Annotated in this window: 21 protein-coding genes; 14 read left to right on the top strand and 7 right to left on the bottom strand. The window is 64.7% G+C overall.

What is annotated here, in order from left to right; all coding sequences use genetic code 11:
* Nucleotides 1-297: 297 nt before the first annotated feature.
* Nucleotides 298-1206: a peptidylprolyl isomerase gene (locus B5V03_RS30085; RefSeq protein WP_164988383.1), complete on the top strand. Its 909-nt coding sequence runs from the start codon at nucleotides 298-300 to the stop codon at nucleotides 1204-1206.
* Between the two features lie 132 nt (nucleotides 1207-1338).
* Nucleotides 1339-2580, top strand: a complete 1242-nt coding sequence (gene argJ, locus B5V03_RS30090) for a bifunctional glutamate N-acetyltransferase/amino-acid acetyltransferase ArgJ (protein ID WP_129274014.1) — start codon at nucleotides 1339-1341, stop codon at nucleotides 2578-2580.
* A 174-nt stretch (nucleotides 2581-2754) separates the two neighbouring features.
* Here the strand turns inward: argJ and B5V03_RS30095 are convergent, their stop codons facing one another.
* On the bottom strand, nucleotides 2755-4113 hold the full coding sequence (locus B5V03_RS30095; protein WP_129274015.1) for a TadE/TadG family type IV pilus assembly protein: 1359 nt from the start codon (nucleotides 4111-4113) through the stop codon (nucleotides 2755-2757).
* A 137-nt stretch (nucleotides 4114-4250) separates the two neighbouring features.
* Between B5V03_RS30095 and mutT the strand changes: the two genes are divergently transcribed.
* Nucleotides 4251-4661 (top strand): 8-oxo-dGTP diphosphatase MutT, encoded by a 411-nt coding sequence (gene mutT / locus B5V03_RS30100; RefSeq protein ID WP_129274016.1) that lies wholly within the window; start codon nucleotides 4251-4253, stop codon nucleotides 4659-4661.
* Between the two features lie 156 nt (nucleotides 4662-4817).
* On the opposite strand, the gene B5V03_RS30110 is transcribed toward mutT, so the two are convergent.
* The gene (locus tag B5V03_RS30110) at nucleotides 4818-5666 is read right to left on the bottom strand and encodes a methyltransferase domain-containing protein (RefSeq protein ID WP_129274018.1); all 849 of its coding nucleotides are present in this window, start codon (nucleotides 5664-5666) and stop codon (nucleotides 4818-4820) included.
* Between the two features lie 65 nt (nucleotides 5667-5731).
* Between B5V03_RS30110 and B5V03_RS30115 the strand changes: the two genes are divergently transcribed.
* The 4 genes from B5V03_RS30115 to B5V03_RS30130 are packed head-to-tail and all read left to right on the top strand — an operon-like array spanning nucleotide 5732 to nucleotide 8218.
* Entirely contained in the window at nucleotides 5732-6529 is a 798-nt protein-coding gene (locus B5V03_RS30115) for a ComF family protein (protein WP_129274019.1), read from the top strand.
* A gap of 47 nt (nucleotides 6530-6576) precedes the next feature.
* Nucleotides 6577-6852: a glutaredoxin 3 gene (gene grxC / locus B5V03_RS30120; RefSeq protein ID WP_129274020.1), complete on the top strand. Its 276-nt coding sequence runs from the start codon at nucleotides 6577-6579 to the stop codon at nucleotides 6850-6852.
* A complete protein-coding gene (locus tag B5V03_RS30125; protein WP_129274021.1) occupies nucleotides 6849-7739 on the top strand; it encodes a carbon-nitrogen hydrolase family protein in 891 nt (296 codons plus the stop codon). Before grxC ends, B5V03_RS30125 begins: the two co-directional genes overlap by 4 nt.
* Nucleotides 7736-8218: a DUF1178 family protein gene (locus tag B5V03_RS30130; RefSeq protein WP_129274022.1), complete on the top strand. Its 483-nt coding sequence runs from the start codon at nucleotides 7736-7738 to the stop codon at nucleotides 8216-8218. The genes B5V03_RS30125 and B5V03_RS30130 overlap by 4 nt, the downstream gene beginning before the upstream one ends.
* Before the next feature lie 13 nt (nucleotides 8219-8231).
* Here B5V03_RS30130 and B5V03_RS30135 read toward each other — a convergent pair whose 3' ends face one another.
* From B5V03_RS30135 to B5V03_RS30145, 3 genes are all read right to left on the bottom strand, one after another.
* Entirely contained in the window at nucleotides 8232-9131 is a 900-nt protein-coding gene (locus B5V03_RS30135) for an EamA family transporter (protein WP_129274023.1), read from the bottom strand.
* 275 nt (nucleotides 9132-9406) lie between these two features.
* Nucleotides 9407-10180, bottom strand: coding sequence for a bifunctional 2-polyprenyl-6-hydroxyphenol methylase/3-demethylubiquinol 3-O-methyltransferase UbiG (gene ubiG, locus B5V03_RS30140; protein ID WP_164988384.1), 774 nt, complete (start codon nucleotides 10178-10180; stop codon nucleotides 9407-9409).
* 14 nt (nucleotides 10181-10194) lie between these two features.
* Entirely contained in the window at nucleotides 10195-10659 is a 465-nt protein-coding gene (locus B5V03_RS30145; RefSeq protein ID WP_129274135.1) for a PH domain-containing protein, read from the bottom strand.
* Nucleotides 10660-10822: 163 nt separating this feature from the next.
* Here B5V03_RS30145 and B5V03_RS30150 point away from each other — a divergent pair, with 163 nt between their 5' ends.
* From B5V03_RS30150 to B5V03_RS30170, 5 genes are all read left to right on the top strand, one after another.
* The gene (locus B5V03_RS30150) at nucleotides 10823-12079 is read left to right on the top strand and encodes an aspartate kinase (protein ID WP_129274024.1); all 1257 of its coding nucleotides are present in this window, start codon (nucleotides 10823-10825) and stop codon (nucleotides 12077-12079) included.
* 268 nt (nucleotides 12080-12347) lie between these two features.
* Complete coding sequence (gene ptsP / locus B5V03_RS30155; protein ID WP_129274025.1) at nucleotides 12348-14615, top strand: phosphoenolpyruvate--protein phosphotransferase; 2268 nt, start codon at nucleotides 12348-12350, stop codon at nucleotides 14613-14615.
* Between the two features lie 57 nt (nucleotides 14616-14672).
* Nucleotides 14673-15758: a peptide chain release factor 1 gene (gene prfA / locus B5V03_RS30160; protein WP_129274026.1), complete on the top strand. Its 1086-nt coding sequence runs from the start codon at nucleotides 14673-14675 to the stop codon at nucleotides 15756-15758.
* A gap of 7 nt (nucleotides 15759-15765) precedes the next feature.
* Nucleotides 15766-16647: a peptide chain release factor N(5)-glutamine methyltransferase gene (prmC, locus tag B5V03_RS30165; RefSeq protein ID WP_129274027.1), complete on the top strand. Its 882-nt coding sequence runs from the start codon at nucleotides 15766-15768 to the stop codon at nucleotides 16645-16647.
* A gap of 461 nt (nucleotides 16648-17108) precedes the next feature.
* Nucleotides 17109-17912: a DUF4167 domain-containing protein gene (locus B5V03_RS30170; protein ID WP_129274028.1), complete on the top strand. Its 804-nt coding sequence runs from the start codon at nucleotides 17109-17111 to the stop codon at nucleotides 17910-17912.
* A gap of 57 nt (nucleotides 17913-17969) precedes the next feature.
* On the opposite strand, the gene B5V03_RS30175 is transcribed toward B5V03_RS30170, so the two are convergent.
* Entirely contained in the window at nucleotides 17970-18716 is a 747-nt protein-coding gene (locus tag B5V03_RS30175) for a methyltransferase domain-containing protein (protein WP_129274029.1), read from the bottom strand.
* 108 nt (nucleotides 18717-18824) lie between these two features.
* Here B5V03_RS30175 and gloB point away from each other — a divergent pair, with 108 nt between their 5' ends.
* A complete protein-coding gene (gene gloB, locus B5V03_RS30180) occupies nucleotides 18825-19592 on the top strand; it encodes a hydroxyacylglutathione hydrolase (protein ID WP_129274030.1) in 768 nt (255 codons plus the stop codon).
* 23 nt (nucleotides 19593-19615) lie between these two features.
* Nucleotides 19616-20038, top strand: a complete 423-nt coding sequence (locus B5V03_RS30185) for a cupin domain-containing protein (RefSeq protein ID WP_129274031.1) — start codon at nucleotides 19616-19618, stop codon at nucleotides 20036-20038.
* Between the two features lie 4 nt (nucleotides 20039-20042).
* Here the strand turns inward: B5V03_RS30185 and yddG are convergent, their stop codons facing one another.
* A complete protein-coding gene (yddG, locus tag B5V03_RS30190; RefSeq protein ID WP_129274032.1) occupies nucleotides 20043-20912 on the bottom strand; it encodes an aromatic amino acid exporter YddG in 870 nt (289 codons plus the stop codon).
* Nucleotides 20913-20999: the final 87 nt, after the last annotated feature.

Below are 20999 nucleotides of genomic sequence, written 5' to 3' on the forward strand. Positions count from 1 at the left end.
CTGCCTATCAACTCACCGTGACGCCTGATGGCGTCAGAGCCCGGACTGCGGGGGTCATCCGCCATATGGGTGGGAATTGAGCCAGTCTGGGTTCAACGGCCAAAAACGCAGCAAAATAAACGCCATCGCCATGGACGCGACCGGGCAGAGATATGGCCCGGTCAGGGCCTTGTCAACGGCGGCCGCATTGCGGCTAATTCATCAAATTGACAGACTTTTCGCGTTGCCAAGCCCCCCTGAATTGGGCGAGTGTCCGCCCGCTTCGAGCAGCCCCCTGCTTCAACAAAAGGATTTTCCATGACCACCTCGTTCCCGGTAACCAAAACCGGCCTGCGCTTCGGCCTCGCCACCGCCCTCGTGGGCTGCCTTGCGCTGGCGCTGATCGCGGGTCCCGGCCGGGCTGCCGACGATCCGGTCCTGGCGAAGGTCAATGGCGTTGAAATCAAGAAGAGCGACGTCGCCATGGCCGAGGAGGAACTCGGACCGAGCCTCGCCCAGATGGACCCGGCGACCAAGGACGAGAATGTCCTGTCGTTCCTGATCGACATGAAGATCGTCGGCAAGGCCGCCGAGGACAAGAAGGTCGCCGACAGCGAGGAGTTCAAGAAGCGCCTGGCGTTCGCCCGCAACCGCCTGCTGATGGACAATTTGCTGGCCCAGGAAGGCAAGGCCGCAACCACTCCGGACGCGATGAAGAAGGTCTATGAGGAGGCCTCCAAGCAGATCACCGGCGAGCAGGAGGTGCGCGCCCGCCACATCCTGGTCGAGACCGAGGACGAGGCCAAGGCGGTGAAGGCCGAACTCGACAAGGGAGCCGATTTCGCCGAGCTCGCCAAGAAGAAGTCCAAGGACCCGGGCTCCGCCGATGGCGGCGATCTCGGCTTCTTCACCAAGGAGCAGATGGTGCCGGAATTCTCGGCCGTGGCGTTTGCGCTGGAGCCGGGCAAGATCTCCGACCCCGTGAAGTCGCAGTTCGGCTGGCACATCATCAAGGTCGAGGAAAAGCGCAGTCGCAAGGCGCCGGATTTCGAGCAGGTCAAGGCCCAGATCGAGCAGTACGTCACCCGCAAGGCCCAGGCCGACTACGTTGCCAAGCTGCGCGCCGAAGCCAAGGTCGAGCGGTTGGACCAGCCGGCGGCGGACGCGAAGCCCGCCGATGCGGCGAAGCCCTCCGACAGCAAGATGGCGCCGCCCGCAAAGAAGTAAGAATTCACTGTCACTTCGGTGACGTGAAGAGTATCTAAGCCTTCGTGATGCCCGGCCCTAAGTGCGAAGCGTGTCTTCGCTAACAGGGGCCGGGCATCTGCATATCCAGACCTCACCAAGGCGCGCCCTCCGATGTCCTCCTCCGTCTCTCCCCTCGCCCCTAAAAACGTTCCCGACATGCCCGTGATCGCGGGCATTCGTCTTGCGACCGCCGAGGCCGGCATCCGCTACAAGAACCGCACCGACGTGCTGTTGGCGGTGATGGACAAGGGCACCGCGGTCGCCGGCGTCTTCACCAAGTCGAAGTGCCCCTCCGCGCCGGTGGAATGGTGCCGCGCCAAGCTGAAAGGTGGCAAGGCGCGCGCGCTGGTCGTCAATTCCGGCAATGCCAACGCCTTCACCGGCAAGACCGGCCGCAGCTCCACCGCGCTGACCGCCAAGATCGCGGCCAAGGCCGTCGGCTGCAGCGAGGGTGAAATCTTCCTGGCCTCGACCGGCGTGATCGGCGAGCCGCTGGATGCGACCAAGTTCGACGGCGTGCTCGGCCGCCTCGCCGAGAGCACTGAGCCCGGCGACTATCTCGCCGCGGCCAAGGCGATCATGACCACCGACACCTTCCCGAAGGTCGCGACCGCGACCGTCAAGCTCGGCAAGGCCAAGGTCACCATCAACGGCATGGCCAAGGGCGCCGGCATGATCGCGCCCGACATGGCGACGATGCTGTCCTTCATCTTCACCGACGCGCCGATCGCGCCTGCCGCGCTGCAGGCGCTGCTCAAGGCCGGCGTCGAGGACACCTTTAATGCGGTGACGATCGACGGCGACACGTCGACGTCGGACACGCTGCTCGCCTTCGCGACCGGCGCTGCCGCGGAACACGGCGCGCCAAAGATCAGCCGCGCCAGCGATCCCAGGTTGAAGGCCTTCGTCAAAGCCTTCAACCAGGTGCTCGCCAATCTCTCGGAGCAAGTGGCACGCGACGGCGAAGGCGCACGCAAGCTGGTCGAGATCACCGTCGAGGGCGCCAAGACCAAGGCCTCGGCGCGCAAGATCGCGATGTCGATTGCCAATTCGCCGTTGGTGAAGACCGCGATCGCCGGCGAAGACGCCAATTGGGGCCGCGTGGTGATGGCGGTCGGCAAGGCCGGCGAGCCGGCCGACCGCGACAAGCTCTCGATCTCCTTCAACGGCATCCGCGTCGCCAAGAGCGGCGCGCGCGATCCGTCCTATGACGAGGCGCAGGTGTCGGAAGCGATGAAGGCGCCGGAGATCGCGATCAAGGTCTCGCTCGGCCTAGGCAAGGGCCGCGACCGCGTGCTGACCTGCGACCTGACGAAGGAGTATGTGGCGATCAACGGGGATTACAGGTCGTAGGCTCATCTCCCTCGCCCCGTTCTTATACGGGGCCGGGACAAGCTACGCTCGCCCTGAGAGGGTTGAGCTGAGGGGCTTCTCTCCACGGGCGAGATTGTCGTGGGACCTGTACCCCCTCACCCGGATCGCAAGGGCGATCCGACCTCTCCCCGCAAGCGGGGAGAGGTGAGCAAATCAGCCCGAGATCCGCGCGTCCGCGACGGCCTTCTTGAACAGCGCGTTCATCGCGTCCGAGATGCCTTGCGTCGGACTGACCTCGAAATAAAATCCCGGCGAAGCGCAGCTCTGCATGTTCTGCGCGATCTTGCTGTTCGGAGACGGCCCCCACGTCCCGGCGTTGAAGGGCGATATCCATGTGTTGTACCAGTTGTCAGTAGGGGGTTGATATGTCGTGTACAGCACCGCGATCTTGATGCCGCGATTCTTGATCGTCGTGCAGAGCGCCGGATTGATCGGCGACTGACAGCGGTTCGTTGGCGTGTAAAGAGGATACGAAGCGGACGATACGCTGCACATCGTCGTGCTCGAGTTGGTTTCGTCGGCGACGCCATCGGATACAAAAAACAGATATTTCAGCGGTGACGCGGATGTGCCGGTTCCCGGCGAGGCGATTGCGCTATTGATCGCAGGAAAAATAGTCGTGAAAGGCGTGTCTTTGTCGGCCGTATACGAATCATTCTGACCGGCGACCGCCATCAGATCGATGCTTCCCGCCGCGGTCTTGGCGGACGTCAGGCTCGACGAGAGCGAGAACAGACTTCTCAATCCGATCGTTGCTGACGCAGCGCCGAAGTCGTAGATCGCCATTCTGAACTGGTTCGTGTAGGTCTGCGTGTTCTGGGCTGTGTCCATCAAGTTCGCGCTCGCCTGGCGCACCACGTCGATTCGGGTCGTGATGCCATTTGCCTTGGCTATGTCGTAGTTGCTCGTGCCGGCGCTCTTGGAGGTGTCGTGACACGCGAATGCGCATCCACCCGTCTTTGCCTGCATATTCGTGATGTCGGTCGGTGTCGCTGCCACCCCCATCGACGGCGAATTGTCCAGCAGGAGATAGAAATCGACGTAGAGCGGCATGTTGGCCGTTGACGTCGACGTGCCGCTCATGGTCAGCGCTGTCTTGCCGATCAGGCCGAGAAACATGGTGTTGATGGTGGCGGTGAACGAGACGGTCGAGTTGACCGTCGAGCCGCTCTTGACGACGGTCGGGGTGACACTGTCGAGCGTATAGCCGGTCAGATTGGCGCGATTGGCATCAAAGATGTTCTTGGCGTCGGTGACGCCAACGGAAATCGAACCATCCGACGTCATCGTACCCGCCGCCGCAAAGGCCGGCGAGGCCTTGGCGATCGCGCCGACGCTGGCCGCGTCGGCCGCGGCTTGCAGCTTGGATCGGACCTGCGTCGCGCGGGAGTAATCGACCGCGCAGCCGACGAACGTGATCAGGGGGACGCAGCAGAGTGCGAAGATCACCGCGACATTGCCGCGCTGGTCGCGGGCAAATCGACGCGAAAAGATACGAAACGCAGCGCGCATGGGTTTGGGCCCGGAGTGGTGATGCGGTTCCACTCTAGGAACAGTCGATTAAATATGACTTATGGAGACCGTAGAAACGCGGCCCGCAACGAGGTTAACAAACCATTGCGGACGATCTTCAGCGAGCGACATCATTTATGGCTGATCTCAAACTGACTCTGGTGGTGGCCTGCGCGCTGGTCGACGCCGACAAGCGCGTCCTGATCGCGCAGCGCCCCGAGGGCAAGACGCTGGCCGGCCTCTGGGAATTTCCCGGCGGCAAACTCGAGCCCGGCGAACGGCCGGAGCAGAGCCTGATCCGCGAGCTTCACGAGGAGCTTGGCATCACGGTCGCCGAGCCGTGCCTGGCCCCGCTGACCTTTGCCAGCTACGGCTACGAGACCTTCCACCTGTTGATGCCGCTCTACATCTGCCGGCGCTGGGAGGGGCAGGTGGCGGGCCGCGAAGGCCAAAACCTCGCCTGGGTCCGCGCCAATAAGCTGCGCGACTACCCGATGCCGCCGGCAGATATTCCGCTGATCCCGCATTTGATTGATTTGCTGATGTGAGTTGGGTGGTCGCCACGCACTCAGCCGTCATGCCCGGGCTTGTCCCGGGCATCCACGATCTTGGCGCCGAGTTGAAAGACGTGGATGGCCGGGACATAGGCGAGCGGAAGCGACGCCGTCCTTCGGACGGCTATGCCCGGCCATGACGGAGAGAGTCTACGTCTTCCCCGCCTTCTTCACCGCCTCCGCGAGGCTCGCTTTCGCCGAACCCGGCTTCAACGGCTGCTGCTGACTCGCGTGTGGCGCCCAGCCGGACAGCCAGATGATGTCAAACGTCGCGCGGATGCGGCCGTCGGCATCGGCAAAGCGCCCGGCATAGATCTCGGCCATGCGCAACATCGTCGCACGCCGGCTCGGCGTACGGCGCCGTTCAATCAGTACATTGGCCGCGCCCATGCGGCGGAGATCCTGCATCAGCGCGAACGCATTGGAATAGCGCACCACGACGCGATCGACGTCGGTCACCGGCAGCGCAAAGCCCGCGCGCTGCAACAGCGCGCCGACGTCGCGCAGATCAGCGAACGGCGCGACGCGCGGCGACACGCCGCCCTCGCATTCGGCTTCCGCCGCGGCAAAGGCCTGCCGCAGTTCGGTCAGGCTATCGCCGCCGATCATCGCGGCGAGCAGCAGACCGTCGGGCTTCAGCGCACGACGGATTTGCGCCAGCACGCCCGGCAGATCGTTGACGAATTGCAGCGCTAGCGCGGACACGACGAGGTCGAGACTTTCCGGTGCGAACGGCAGTTTCTCGGCACCCGCTGCATCGAGCGCGATCCGCTCGATGGAAGGAAGCCGCGCACGCAGCCCAGCAAGCCCTTCACCTGGCGTCCAGAGATCAGCCGGCGCCTGAAACTCGCGCATCACCGCGGCCAGCCGATCGGACATGTCCTCGGCGACACGATCGAGCAGGAATGTCACCTCGCCCTGCGCCTGCGCGCGCCGCCGCCGCGCGTGCAGCAAAGCGCGATCGAACAAAGCGGGCGGGGTTTGCGGGGTCTGGGCCATGCGGTCTGGTTACGCCGATCGCCACGGTTCTGGCAATCCGCTGTTTGCGGCGCTAGCCTCGCCCTATGGAAGCCGACGCCGCCCCCACCCGCTCCATTGCCGCACCGTTGCGTGCCGCGTGGACGGCTGGCCGCCATGTCCTGACGCGCGCGGCACGGCTCGCGCTCGACATCGCGCTGCCGACGATGTGCGTGTCCTGCCGCGAGCCGGTCGACGGCGAGGGCGTTTGCGCAGCATGCTGGGCAAAGCTGTCGTTCATCGAACGGCCCTATTGCCCGCGGCTCGGCATCCCCTTTGTCTACGACCCCGGCCCCGACATGCTGTCGATGGAGGCGATCGCGAGCCCACCGGCCTACATGCGGGCGCGCGCAGCGGTGCGCTATGACGATGTCGCCCGCACGCTGGTGCATGCGCTGAAATACCAGGATCGCACCGATCTGGCGCCGGCCATGGGTCGCTGGATGGCGCGCGCGGGCGGCGAGTTGCTCGCTGGCGCCGACATGCTGGTGCCGGTGCCCCTGCATTGGCGGCGGGCCTGGCGCCGCCGCTATAATCAGTCTGGAGCGCTCGCGCGTGTCATCGAACGGCAGAGCGGGATTAAAGTGCGAGGCGAGGTGCTGCGCCGGGTGCGCGCGACCGAGCAGCAGATCGGCCTGTCGCGGGCCCAGCGCGCCACCAATGTGCAGGGCGCATTCCAGGTATCCCCCGACCGTCAGGCCGAAATCCAGGGCCGGCGGGTCGTCCTGATCGACGACGTCCTGACCTCAGGTGCGACACTGGATGCCTGCGCGCGGGCCCTGCTCCGCGCCAAGGCGGCCCAGGTCGACGTGCTGGTCTTCGCCCGGGTTGTCGAGAGCCGGTGAAGTCCCATATAATTCAATGAATTCATGACATGAGAGCGCCAGACAACATGACCGCTGCTGTCGAGATCTACACGAGGCCGGGCTGCGGCTATTGTTCCGCCGCCAAATCGCTGCTGACCCGCAAGAAGGCCAATTTCGCGGAATTCGACGTCGCCCAGAACGCCTCCTGGCGCGAAGAGATGTACGATCGCGCCGGCCAAGGCTCGACCTTCCCGCAGATCTGGATCGGCGGCACCCACATCGGCGGCTGCGACGATCTCTACGCGCTCGACCGCGAGGGCAAGCTCGACGGCCTGCTCGAAAGCGTCAAGGCGGTCTCATGAGCCAGGATCAAGCTCAGGACCGGACCTTCACCGCGGCCATGATTCAGATGCGCACCGGCCTGTTGCCGGAGCCGAGCCTGGCGCAGGCCACGAGGCTGATCCGGCAGGCGGCGGCCAACGGCGCCGACTACGTGCAGACGCCCGAAGTCAGCAACATGATGCAGCTCAACCGCAAGGCGCTGTTCGAGCACCTCCAGAGCGAAGAGAACGATCCCTCGCTGAAGGCCTATCGCGCGCTCGCGGCCGAGCTGAAGATCCACATCCATGTCGGCTCACTGGCGCTGCGCTTCTCCGAAGAGAAGGCGGTCAACCGCTCCTTCCTGATCGGGCCCGAGGGCAATGTGCTCGCGAGCTACGACAAGATCCACATGTTCGATATCGAGCTGCCGGACGGCGAGAGCTATCGCGAGTCCGCGAATTACCAGCCGGGCGAGACCGCCGTGATCTCCGACCTGCCCTGGGGTCGCGTCGGCTTGACGATCTGCTACGACGTGCGCTTCCCCGCGCTCTATCGGGCGCTGGCGGAAAGCGGCGCGTATTTCATCACGGTGCCGTCGGCCTTCACCCGCAAGACCGGCGAGGCCCATTGGCACATCCTGCTGCGCGCACGCGCGATCGAGACCGGCTGCTTCATCTTTGCCGCCGCGCAGGCAGGCACCCACGAGAACAAGCGCGAGACGTTCGGCCATTCGCTGATCATCGACCCCTGGGGCGAGATCCTCGCCGAGGGCGATGTCGAACCCGGCATCATCATGGCCGAGATCGACCCGGCCAAGGTCGAGACGGCGCGCCGCGCGATCCCCTCGCTCCAGCACGGCCGCCGCTTCGGCGTCGCCGACCCCAAGGCCGGGCCGGACCATCTGCATCTGGTGCGGGGATCGGCATGATCCGCTACGCGCTCCATTGCGACCGCAACCACGCGTTCGAGAGCTGGTTTCAGAGCTCGTCGGCTTACGATTCGCAGGTGAAGCGCAAGCTCGTGACCTGTCCGATCTGCGGCTCGGCCAAGGTCGACAAGGCGATCATGGCCCCGCGCATCGTCGGCAAGAAGGGCCGCGGGCGCGCGACGCCGCCGCCGGAGCCGGCCACCACTACTGCGTCCGAAGCTGCGCAGCCCGCAACGACCTCGCTGATGATGGCGCAGGAGCGCGAGCTGCGCACCAAGCTGAAGGAATTGCGCGACCACATCGTCAAGAACGCCGACAATGTCGGCGAGCGCTTTGCGAATGAAGCCCGCGCGATGCATTACGGCGACAAGGAGCACCGCCCGATCTATGGCGAGGCCTCGCCCGACGAGGCCAAGTCGCTGATCGACGAGGGCATCGAGGTATCGCCGCTGCCGACGCTGCCGGAAGACCGGAACTGACGCGCGAAGCGCGTCAGGCCCCCACCAGCAGCGCCACGCCGGCCACGATCAGCACGATGCCAAAAATCTCGCGCGGCGCGATCGGCTGCTTGAACGAGTAATACGCCACGGCTTGCGCGAACAGCACCTCGATCAGAGCCAGCGTGCGGACGTTGGCGGCGGCCGTCAGCGCGAACGCCAGGAACCAGAACTGCGAGGCGAAGGCGCCCATGAAGCCCGCGAGCAGCGATGGCTTCCACAGACCGAGGATCGCTTGAAGCACCTTTGGCGCGCGCCAGAGCAGGTAGATCGTCAGGATCAGCGTCTGCACGAACAGGCCGAGCACCAGCGTGAACGACGCTGCCGTCACGAACGATACGCCCGGCACGTTGATGATGGCGCCGCGAAAGCCGACCGCCGACAGCGCAAAGGCCGCAGCCGCCACGAGGCCGGTGATGGTCGGCTTCAGCTCCGCAAAACTCTTCTCGCCGCCGGGCCGCAGCGCGGTGATGACGACGCCGACAGTCGCGATCACGATCGCCAGCACCTTGAGCCAGGTGAGGTGATCGCCGAGGAACACAAAGCCGAAGATCGCGGTCTGGATCGCCTCGGTCTTCAGGTACGCCGTCGTCACCACGAACGAGCGGTCGTTCATCGCAAGCAGCATCAGCCCTGTGGCCACGATCTGGCTGAGCGCCCCGAGCAGCAGCCACGGCCAGAACACGGTCGGCGGCATGCCGAGATGATCGCCGGTCGCAACCAGCACCACGCCCAGGAACAGCAGCGAGAACGGGAAGCCGAACAGGAAGCGGATATTGGTTGCGCCCCAGGTCCCCAGCGGCTTCGTCAACGACCGCTGCATCGCATTGCGCGCGACTTGGCCCAGCGCGGCGACGACTGTGAAGGGAATCCAGAGGCTGGTGATGGTGAGCATAGGTGGGGGTGGTCTATGGAGGGCGGTGAGTCACCGTGCAAGTTGAAGTCCGCCCGGTCAACCGCATCGATGTCATGGGAGCGATGCTCTCGCAGCAAACACGCTGTCGTCCCTGCGAACGCAGGGACCCATAACCCCAGGGAGCGATTTTGCGAAGGCTGCCAACCCTGCGCCTCTCACACCATCCGCCACCGATAGATTCCGCGGTATGGGTCCCTGCGTTCGCACGGACGACACCGTCTGTGGAGAAGCAGCTCGTGCCATATCCACAGACGTCACACCATCCCTTCCGCCACCACCATGTAGTTCACGTCCATATCCGACGAGAGCGCCCATTTGTCGGCGAAGGGGCTGTAGACGACGCCGGTCTGCTCAGTGATGACGAGGCGGTTGTCCAGCAGGTACTTCGTCAACTCGTCGGGGGTGACGAACTTGTTCCATTCGTGGGTGCCGCGCGGCAGCCAGCGCAGGACGTATTCGGCGCCGACGATGGCGAGCGCAAAGCTCTTCCAGTTCCGGTTCAGCGTCGAGACCACCATCAGGCCGTTCGGCTTCAGCATCGACGCGCAGCGCTTGAGGAAAACGCCGACATCGACGACGTGCTCGACCACTTCCATCGCCAGCACGATGTCGAAGCGCTCGCGCGGGTCGATCTCCTCGACCGTGGTGCAGCGATAGTCGATCGACAGATGCGCCTTGTCGGCGTGCAGCTTGGCGGCCGCGATGTTGCTGACCGAGGGATCGACGCCGATGACCTGCGCGCCGAGGCGCGACAGCGGCTCACACAACAGGCCGGCGCCGCAGCCGATGTCGAGCACGCGCAATCCGCCGAGGCAGTTGAGGCTGCGCACATTGCGCTCGAACTTGCGGCAGGCGGCGTCGCGGATATAGCCGAGCCGCAGCGGATTGATCCGGTGCAGCGGCGCCATCTTGCCGTTGGGGTCCCACCACTCGGCCGAGAGTTTTGAGAACTTTGCGATTTCGGCGGCATCGACGGTCGAGCCCGCCTGGGGGGCTGCGGTTGCGGAAGTATTTTGCTGCATGCTCATGGTTACGCGCGGTCCTACCGCGTGGTGATCGAACTACGGAAGGCCAGCGGCGAGGCGATGGTCGTGATCTTCTCGATCCCCTCGCCGACGCCACGAATGGTCACGTCGCCGTAGTTGAGAATACGTCCAAGAATCGACTGATCGACATCGACACTCTCGACCTTGTCCAGCGCCATTTCAAAGGTGCGGCGCTTGATGAACCCGGTCTTATGCACAACCCTGAGGTTGGTGACGTCGGTCTCGGTGGTGAAACGGTGGAACCAGCCCTTGATGGTCCAATACAGGGCCGCGAGAGCGACGAGGCCGGCACCAATCAGGCAAAGTGTCACAAGCCCTCCGACGATCTGCCCCGACAGGACCAAGAGGCCCAAGGCTACGATCCAGGCCACAATCGCCGGAAAATAGAAGATCCAGTGCGCATTGGTCGAATACAGCACCCGCTCTCCGGGCTGCAGGATTTCGTCAATATAGCGCGCCATAACCTCGATTAACCCATTGCCCGGAATGGCCCCCAAGAACCCGCTTGAGGAACCCGCTTGCCCCCGGCCCCGCCCCTCTGTATACGCGCGATCAGCGTCCCGCGAGGCATCCGTCCGGCGCGGGTCACCATACTGATCCTTATGAAGGAATGCACGCGTCGTCATGAGCCGCCTCGTGATGAAATTCGGCGGCACCTCCGTCGCCAACATCGAACGCATCCGCAACGTCGCACGCCATGTGAAGCGTGAGGTCGACGCCGGCCACGAGGTGGCCGTGGTCGTCTCGGCGATGTCCGGGAAAACCAACGAGCTGGTGGCCTGGTGCACCGAGGCCTCGCCGATGCACGACGCGCGCGAATACGACGCCGTCGTCGCCTCCGGCGAGCAGGTGACGTCGGGCCTGCTCGCCATCGCGCTTCAGGGCATGGGCATCCAGGCCCGCTCCTGGCAGGGCTGGCAGATCCCGATCAAGACCAGCGACGCCCATGCCTCGGCCCGGATCGTGGATATTGACGGCAGCGAGATCATCAACCGCTTCAAGGAGCGGAAAGAGGTCGCGGTCATCGCCGGCTTCCAGGGCATCAACCCTGAAACCAACCGCATCACCACGCTCGGCCGCGGCGGCTCCGACACCTCGGCCGTGGCGATCGCGGCCGCCGTCAAGGCCGACCGCTGCGACATCTACACCGACGTCGATGGCGTCTACACCACCGACCCGCGAATCGTGCCGAAGGCCAAGAGGCTCGACAAGATCGCGTTCGAGGACATGCTGGAACTGGCCTCCCAGGGCGCAAAAGTGCTCCAGGTGCGCTCGGTGGAACTCGGCATGGTCCACAACATGCCGATCTTCGTCCGCTCGAGCTTCGACAAGCCCGAGGACATCGACCCGCATGCCAACCAGCCGCCCGGCACGCTGATCTGCGGCGAGGAGGAGATCATGGAAAACCACGTCGTCACCGGTATCGCCTTTTCGAAGGACGAGGCCCAGATCTCCGTGCGCCAGATCGAGGACAAGCCGGGCGTTGCCGCCTCGATCTTCGGCCCGCTCGCGGACGCCAATATCAATGTCGACATGATCGTGCAGAACGTCTCCGAGGACGGCAAGACCACCGATCTCACCTTCACGGTGCCGGCCGCCGACTACACCCGCGCCAAGGACACCATCACCGCCGCCAAGGCCACGATCGGCTATGCCCGGCTGGATACCGCCACCGACGTCGCCAAAATCTCGGTGATCGGCAGCGGCATGCGCAGCCACGCCGGCGTCGCCGCCCAGGCGTTCTCGGCCCTCGCCGGACGGAATATCAACATCCGGGCCATTACAACCTCCGAGATCAAATTCTCGGTTTTGATCGACACGGCCTATACCGAGCTTGCGGTGCGCACCCTGCACACGCTCTACGGCCTCGATCAGGCTTAGACTAATTTTCTCTTAGCGGTCGCAGCAAACGCGAAGGTGTACACACCTTCGCGTTTGGCAGGCGTTTTGCTTGGCAAAACAAGCCTCAATTCGCTATACGGCGAAGAGGGTGGGCTGCCGCAGACTGTGTCCCAGTTCAGGCCGCTGATTCGGTGCAAGCTGTGGTTTGCGCCTGCGCCGGACGAACAAATTGGTTGTTTTTCTGGAATTTTAGGCCAGCCGCCGGCAAATACCGCCGGGCCCGGCAGACGGAGGAGATTGACGGTTCATGCGGAGCGCGTCGGGAGGTCCCCGCGTCTTGTTGAGACGGCTCCGCGAAACCATGGCGGAGCAGGTCTCGGCCCAGGAGCGGCTGGACAAGATCGTGGTGCTGATCGCCGCCAACATGGTGGCGGAGGTGTGCTCGGTCTATGTGCTGCGCATCGACAACACGCTCGAGCTCTACGCCACCGAGGGCCTCAACCGCGAAGCGGTGCACCATACCGTGCTCAGCGCCCATGAGGGCCTCGTCGGCCTCGTCGCCAGCGAGGCGACCCCGCTCAATTTGAGCGACGCGCAGAGCCATCCGGCCTTCTCGTTCCGCCCGGAGACCGGCGAAGAAATCTATCACTCCTTCCTCGGCGTGCCGATCCTGCGCGCCGGCAACACGCTCGGCGTGCTGGTGGTGCAGAACCGTGCCAAGCGCAACTATGTCGAGGAGGAGCTCGAGGCGCTGCAGACCACCGCGATGGTGCTGGCGGAGCTGATCGCCTCCGGCGAATTGTCCGCGCTGGCCCAACCGGGCCAGGAGCCCGCCGCGCGCCATTCGGCGCAGAAGGTCGGCGCCATCCTGTCGGAAGGCATCGCGCTCGGCCACGTTGTGCTGCACGAGCCGCGCGTCGTCATCAAGGACTACATCGCCGAGGACCTGCCGAAGGAAATCAAGCGGCTCGACACCGCGCTTGCCAAGCTGCGCGCCGATCTTGACCGCATGCTGGAGCGCGGCGACGTTGCCGAAGGCGGCGAGCACCGCGAGGTGCTGGAAGCCTACCGCATGTTCGCCAACGACCAGGGCTGGTCGCACAAGCTGCATGAGGCGGTCGCGACCGGCCTCACCGCGGAAGCCGCGGTCGAGCGCGTGCAGTCCGACACCCGTGCGCGCATGCTGCGCTCGACCGATCCTTATCTGCGCGACCGCCTGCACGACCTGGAAGACCTCGGCTATCGCCTGATGCGGCAGCTGGTCGGCCAGGACCACGCGCCATCGCGCGAGCAATTGCCCGACAACGCCATCGTCATCGCCCGCGCGATGGGGCCGGCGGCGCTGCTCGACTACGACCGCAAGCGCCTGCGCGGCATCGTACTGGAGGAAGGCACCGCCAATTCCCACGTCTCGATCGTGGCCCGCGCGCTCGGCATCCCCGCGGTCGGCGAAGTCCCGAACGCGCCCGGTATTGCCGATCCCGGCGACGCCATCATCGTCGACGGCACCTCCGGCTCGATCTATGTCCGGCCGTCGCAGGAGATCGAAGCGGCCTTCGCCGAGCGCGTGCGCTTCCGCGCCCGCCGCCAGGCGCAATATCTGGCGCTGCGCGACCGGCCCTGCGTCACCCGGGACGGCCAGAAGGTCGAGCTGATGATCAATGCGGGTCTTGCGATCGACCTGCCGCACATCGAGGACACCGGCAGCGCCGGCATCGGCCTGTTCCGCACCGAGCTGCAATTCATGGTCGGGCAGAGCCTGCCGCGCACCAGCGACCAGCTCGCGCTCTATCGCACGGTGCTGGATGCCGCCGGCACCAAGCCCGTGACCTTCCGCACGCTCGACATCGGCGGCGACAAGGCACTGCCCTATATGGAAGCGGTGATCGAGGAAAATCCCGCGCTCGGCTGGCGCGCGATCCGGCTCGGGCTCGATCGCCCCGGCCTGTTGCGCGGCCAGATCCGCGCGCTCTTGCGCGCCGGCGGCGGCCGCGCGCTGCGCATCATGTTCCCGATGATCTCGGAGGTCGCCGAGTTCGATTCGGCGAAGGCGCTGGTCGAGCGCGAGCTCACATATTTGCGCCAGCACGGCCACACGCTGCCTGAAAGAATCGACATCGGCACCATGGTCGAAGTGCCCGCGCTGCTCTACCAGCTCGACGAGCTGCTGAAGAAAGTCGATTTCATCTCGGTCGGCTCCAACGATCTGTTCCAGTTCCTGTTCGCGGTCGACCGCGGCAACGCAAAAGTCTCCGAGCGCTTCGACACCATGTCGGCGCCGATCCTGCGCGTGCTGCGCGAGATCGCACGGAAGTCGAATGACGCAAAGAAGTCGCTGTCGCTCTGCGGCGAGATGGCTTCCAAGCCGATCGGCGCGCTCGCCTTGATCGCGATGGGCTACCGCTCGCTGTCGCTCTCGGCGACCGCGCTCGGTCCGGTCAAGGCGATGGTGATCGATCTCGACGCAAAAAAGGCCGAAGCGATGCTCGGCCCGCTGCTGGATGCACCCAGCGGCAGCGTCTCGATCCGGCAGAAGCTCACGGAATTTGCCGAGGCCGAAGGCCTGGCGTTGTAGCGGGCCTGTCGCCCGCCTTCGCCGCCTCGCTTCCCTCCGCCTTTTGAGACCAAACCGATGTCGTCACTCCCCGAAACCAAACTGGACATCCTGCTCGCGCATCACGCTTCGCTCGAAGCCGAATCGCTGGGACAGCTCGCCTCCGAGCGCTATGTGCAGATCACGCGTGAGCTCGCCGAGATCACGCCGCTGATCGATGCGGTGAAGGCTTATCGCTCTGCCGTGAAAGAGCTCACCGACACCGAGGCGCTGATCGCCGATCCCGCGACGGATGCCGAGATGCGCAGCATGGCGGAAGCCGAGCGCGACGAGCTGACGCCGAAAATCGAAGAGCTGGTCCAGAAGATCCGCGTGGCGCTGCTGCCCAAGGACGCCATGGACGACCGCAACGTGGTGTTGGAAATCCGCGCCGGCACCGGCGGCGACGAAGCCTCGCTGTTCGCCGGCGACCTGTTCCGGATGTACGAGCGCTTCGCGAGCCTCCAGGGCTGGAAGGTCGAGGTGATCTCGGCGAGCGAAGGCACCGTCGGCGGCTACAAGGAAATCATCGCGGAAGTCCAGGGCCGCGGCGCGTTCTCGAAGCTGAAATTCGAATCCGGCGTGCACCGTGTGCAGCGCGTTCCCGACACCGAGACGCAGGGGCGCATCCACACCTCCGCTGCGACGGTCGCCGTGATGCCGGAGGTCGAGGAGGTCGACGTCGAGATCAAGAACGACGATCTGCGCATCGAGACCATGCGCGCGGGAGGCGCCGGCGGCCAGCACGTCAACAAGACGGAATCGGCGATCCGCATCACCCACATCCCGACCGGCATCGTGGTGATGATGCAGGACAGCCGCTCGCAGCATAAGAACCGCGCTTCCGCCATGAACATCCTGCGCTCGCGCATCTACGACGCCGAACAGCAGCGCGTCGACGCTGCGCGCTCGGCCGAGCGCAAGGAGAAGGTCGGCTCCGGCGACCGCTCTGAGCGCATCCGGACCTATAATTTCCCGCAAGGGCGCGTCACCGACCACCGCATCAATCTGACGCTCTACAAGCTGCCGCAGGTGATCGCCGGCGAAGCGCTGGGCGAATTGACCGACGCGCTGACCACCGAGCACCAGGCTGCACAGCTCGCCGCGCAAGGCGCCACGGCGTGACAAGCGCGTGAAAAATCCCTTCACCGGACAATCGATCGAGAGCGCGCGGCGCGCGCTGGCGGCCCAACTGCGATCGGCCCAGATCGACGAAGCCGAGCTCGACGCCCGCATCCTGATCAGTGCAGCCCTCGGCCTCGATCTCACCGGCCTGATTGCGCAGGCCACCCGCCCCCTCACCACAGCCGAAGCGTCGCGCCTCGTGCAGCATGCGCAGCGGCGCATCGCCGGCGAGCCTGTCGCGCGCATTCTCGGTGTCAGGGAGTTCTGGGGCCTATCGTTTCGTCTGTCGGAAGCGACGCTGGTCCCGCGCCCGGATACCGAGACCATCGTCGAGCGCGCGCTCGAAATGTTTCGCGAGCAGCAACTATCTCGCCCTCCGCGCATCGCCGACATCGGCACCGGATCCGGTGCGATCCTGCTGGCGCTGTTGCATGAAATTCCTGATGCCTTCGGCGTCGGCACCGATCTCAGCCTGAATGCGCTCGAGACCGCCAGGGACAACGCCGCGGCTCTTGGCCTTGCCGACCGCGCAGCCTTCGTCGCCTGCTCCTATGCGGCGGCGCTCCGCGGCCCGTTCGACCTCATGGTCTCGAATCCGCCCTACATTCCCTCGGGGGAAATTCCGAAATTGAGCATCGAGGTGCGCGAGCACGATCCGCATCTGGCGCTTGACGGCGGCAATGACGGCTATGACGCCTACCGCGCCCTGATCCCGCAGGCGACTGAACGGCTCGTGCCCGGCGGGGCCCTGATCGTCGAGGCCGGCCAGGGCCAGGCCCGGGATATAGGAACCCTGATGATCGCTGCTGCGTTATCGGTGGACAGGCCACCCAAGGCCGATCTGGGGGGCATTCTCCGGGCGGTTTCGGCCCGAAAAATGCCCCCATAAAAGCCGGATTGGCCAGTAAAAAACCTCTTGGAATATCCCTTGGGAACGACTACCTTCCGGTCAACAGATCGGTACCGGCCCCGTACACCTACGGGTGAAAGCCGGGCTCTCGGGCGAGAGCTTTACTGATGAAGGTTCCAAGCCGCAGGTCCTGTTGAGCGCGATGGCGATTAGAGCTGCGCTGCTTACCGACCGCAACGTGAACGAAAGCCTGATATTGCGCTTAAAGACTTACGCAACAAAGCAGGGCTTGTTTCGGCAGGCAATATGAATGGGTTCGCTGGCAATCGATGCCGGCGGGTGGGGAACGCGTCTTTGTTGAACGCGACGGTCGACGAACATCGGCAGGGTTCAAGCCGCTCTTGCGCGCGGTGCGCGAGAGAGATGTGAACTGCTGTCATCAGGTCACTCTCAGCAATCAGTATGCGTGCAACCTTTAGGGCTGGAATTAAAGGCAGGACATGAGAAACGGTCAGAATAAGCAGCGGATGCGCAACCGCAACAACAGCAACAATAATAATAACAATAACAACAACCGGCGCGGCCAGAACCCGATGACCCGGGTTTACGAATCCAACGGACCCGACATCAAGATCCGCGGCACCGCGTCCCACATTGCCGAAAAATATCTTCAGCTCGCGCGCGATGCGCGCTCCTCCTCCGGCGATCCGGTCGCCGCCGAGAATTACTATCAGCATGCCGAGCATTATTTCCGCTTGATCGCGGCCGCCCAGGAGCAATTCCGCCAGAACCAGCAGCCGCGCGGTGACGAGCCCACGGGCAGCAACAACAGCAGCAGTGACGACAGCGAGGACGACGGCGAGAATTTCTCGAACTTCGGCCAGGAGCCGGGCTTCGTGCCGCAGCCGCAGCAGCAGAATTTTGGGCGCGACGGCCAGCGCGATCACCAGCAACGCGACTATCAGCAGCGTGACAACCAGCCGCCCTATCAGCGCGACAACCAGCAGCCGCGCGAGCATCGCGAACGTGACCATCGTCCGCAGCCGCAATATCAGCCGCAGCCGCAACCGCAGAACCAGCCGCAGCCCGTTGTCGCCGATACCGGCAGCGTCGATCGCCTGCCCTCCTTCATCACCGGCCCGCAGCCGCAAGTGAATGGTGGCGCGAATGCCGGCCAAGCCGGCTTCGAAGGCGGTGGTGGCGGCGAACGCTTCCCGCGCCGCCGCCGCCGGCCGAATGGTCCGCGCCCCGAACGTGAGGCTGCTCCGGCGGCTTCCAGCGACGAAGTCGCCCCCGGCGAATAAGCTTCTTCCGATTTCGTGAACTGCATCGTCCCGGCCTCGCGCCGGGACGATTTGTTTTCAGCTGCGCCTCACCGTCGTCGAAGACGGTACCAGCACGGGCTTCGCCAGTGAGGGAATCAGCCGCGCCCGTTCGCGCTTGGCGGGGATCGCGCGATAGACCTGCTTGGTGGCTTCCACGATGTGCACGCCGGCAAAGGGCAGCGACAATGCCGCGCCGGCGCGTTCCCACATCTGCGCCGATTTCAGCACCCAGCCGCCGGCATAGGGCGGCATGAACAGTGCCTCGCCCCAGGAGGTCGGCGTGAACCAGGTCTGGCGCAACAGGTCCGTGATCTGCGAACGCGAATAGGGCCGGCCGTGTCCGAACGGCGTGCTGTCGGTCCGGGTCCACACCCCGCGCCGATTCGGGATCACAGCCATGACGCGGCCGGACGGCGACAGCACCCGCCACACCTCGCGCAACAGCGCAGCCGGGTCGTCCGACATCTCCAGCGCATGGACCAGCAGGATGCGGTCGATCGCCGCGTCGGGAAGCGGCAGCGAGAATTCGTCCACCAGCGAGGCCAGCGCCGGCCGCCCCGTCGGCCATTTCAGGACGCCCTGGGCGGCCGGCATGAAGGCGATGCAGCGTTCCGCGTCCTCGCGGAACAGCCCGAGATAGGGCGTGGGATAGCCGATGCCGAGTACGCGCTGGCCCTCGGCGGTCGGCCAGCGCTCCCTGATGCCGCGATTGATCATTTGCCGCGCCACAATCCCAAGGCGTCGGGAATAGAACTCGCGGAGGTCGACGACATCGATGGTCATGACGGCAATGTAACATGCACAAGGCTGCGGCCGCGCGCGGAATATTGCATTGCCTGCGCAACGTTAACGCCATATTTGTCTGACTGGGCTGAGCGCGATGGAGATGTCATGGCTGCCGAAATTCGTACTTTCAGCTGTTTAAGCGACAATTTCGGTTACCTGATCCACGATGTGGAAACCAAGGCAACCGCGTCGATCGACGCGCCGGAGGCGGGCCCCATCCTCAAAGCGCTGGAGCGCGAGGGCTGGCAGCTCACCGACATCCTGATCACCCATCATCATGGCGATCATGTCGGCGGCGTCGCCGAACTCAAGCAGAAATACAATTGCCGCGTCGTCGCGCCGCATGACAAGACGACGAAGATCGCCAACGTCGATCTGCGCGTCGCCAATGCCGACGTGGTCAAGGTTGGCAATCTGCTGGCGCGCGTGGTGGAGACGCCCGGCCACACGCTCGACCATATCTCCTACGTGTTCGACACCGAGAAGACGCTGTTCGCCGCCGACACGCTGTTCTCGATCGGCTGCGGCCGCGTGTTCGAAGGCGACTACCCGATGATGTGGGACTCGCTCCTGAAGCTGCGGGCGCTGCCCGACGATTTCAAGCTCTATTGCGGCCACGAATACACCGCGTCCAACGTCAAGTTCGCACTCAGCGTCGATCCGGGCAATGCGGCGCTGCAGGCGCGCGCGGCGGAAGTGGCCAAGCTGCGGGCCGAGAACAGGCCGACGATTCCTTCACTGCTTGGTGATGAGAAGCGAGCAAACGTGTTCCTGCGCGCTGATGAACCGTCGGTCGCAGCCAGGCTACACATGAAGGGCGCGGATGCCGCCGCAGTGTTCGGCGAGCTGCGCGAGCGCAAAAACAAATCCTGAAGAACAAATCCTGACGGGGATCGATGCCGACCGCAGCCGAGATCATCGCGCGCCTTGAACTCCGCCCGCATCCCGAAGGCGGGCACTATCGCGAGACGTTTCGCGACCAGACCACGGACGCCAATGGCCGATCGCGTTCGACGCTGATCTATTTCCTGCTCGCCCGTGGCGAGCGCTCGCACTGGCACCGCATCGATGCAGTCGAGAGCTGGCACTATTACGCCGGCAGCCCGCTGACGCTTCGCATCGCCCATGACGGCTGCTCGCAGCACGAGGTACGGCTCGGCACGGACCTGCTGGGTGGCGAACGACCGCAGGGAATCGTGCCGGCAAATGCCTGGCAGATGGCGGAGACCACGGGCGAGTGGACCCTGGTCGGCTGCACGGTCGCACCCGCCTTCGAGTTCGCAAAATTCGAGCTCGCGCCGAAGGGCTGGGAACCTTAGCGCCTCACCGCTTCCTCAACAGCATGTCTTTCGCCGCGATCAGACCGCCGCCGGCGATCAGGATCGCGGCGATGGCGATGTTGGCGCTGGCTTTGGCAAAACCGGCGGCGATGAGGAAGCCGGTCGAGAGCAGCGGCGTCGCATAGGAGGCGGCGCCGAGCACGCGGATGTCGCCGCGCTTCATGCCGACGTCCCAGGCGTAGAAGGCGGCCCCCACAGGCCCAATTCCGAGCGCGATGACCGAAAACCATTGCAGCGTCGTCTCCGGCCATACCGTGGTTTCAAGCACGCCGTGCATCAGCGCGGCGAGCATTGAGGTGGCGAGGCAGAAGCCCGCGACCGCGTCGGTCGGCACCGCTTTCAATCGGCGCGACAGCACCGAATAGGTCGCCCAGACGAAGGCGGCGATGAAGGCCGCGATCAATCCCGGCACCGCTCCAGCTGCGAAGCCGGAAGTATTGCCGGCAAACAGCAGCACAGTGCCAACGAGGCCGAGCACAGCGCCGATGATGTGATGCATGGCGAGCCGCTCGCCCGGCAGGAAGGACGAGAACAGCACGATCAGGAGCGGCCAGAGGTAATTCAACAGGCCGGCTTCGGCCGGCGGCGCGAAGCGCAGCGCCAGAAAATACAGCGCATGATAGCCGAACAGGCCGCCGACGCCGACCGCCCAGACGACCAGCGGCTGGCGCAGGCTCTTTGCCGCCTCACCGCGGCCGATCCAGGTGAGAAGGCCGACGAGACCGCCAATCGCAAAGGTCATCGCGGCGAGCTGGAATGCCGGGATCTTCCCGGTCGCCACCGTCATCACTGACAGCAGCGACCACATCAGGATCGCGGTCAATCCGATCAATGTGGCGGTGCGCGGGGTCATGAATCACAAGGGCTCTGAGGACGCTTATGCCCGGCACGAGGCCGGGCATTTGCGTCTTCACTATCGCCTTGTCCCGCCTGAAGCTAC

Source organism: Bradyrhizobium betae (assembly GCF_004123905.1).
GTDB classification, from domain to species: Bacteria; Pseudomonadota; Alphaproteobacteria; order Rhizobiales; family Xanthobacteraceae; genus Bradyrhizobium; species Bradyrhizobium betae_A.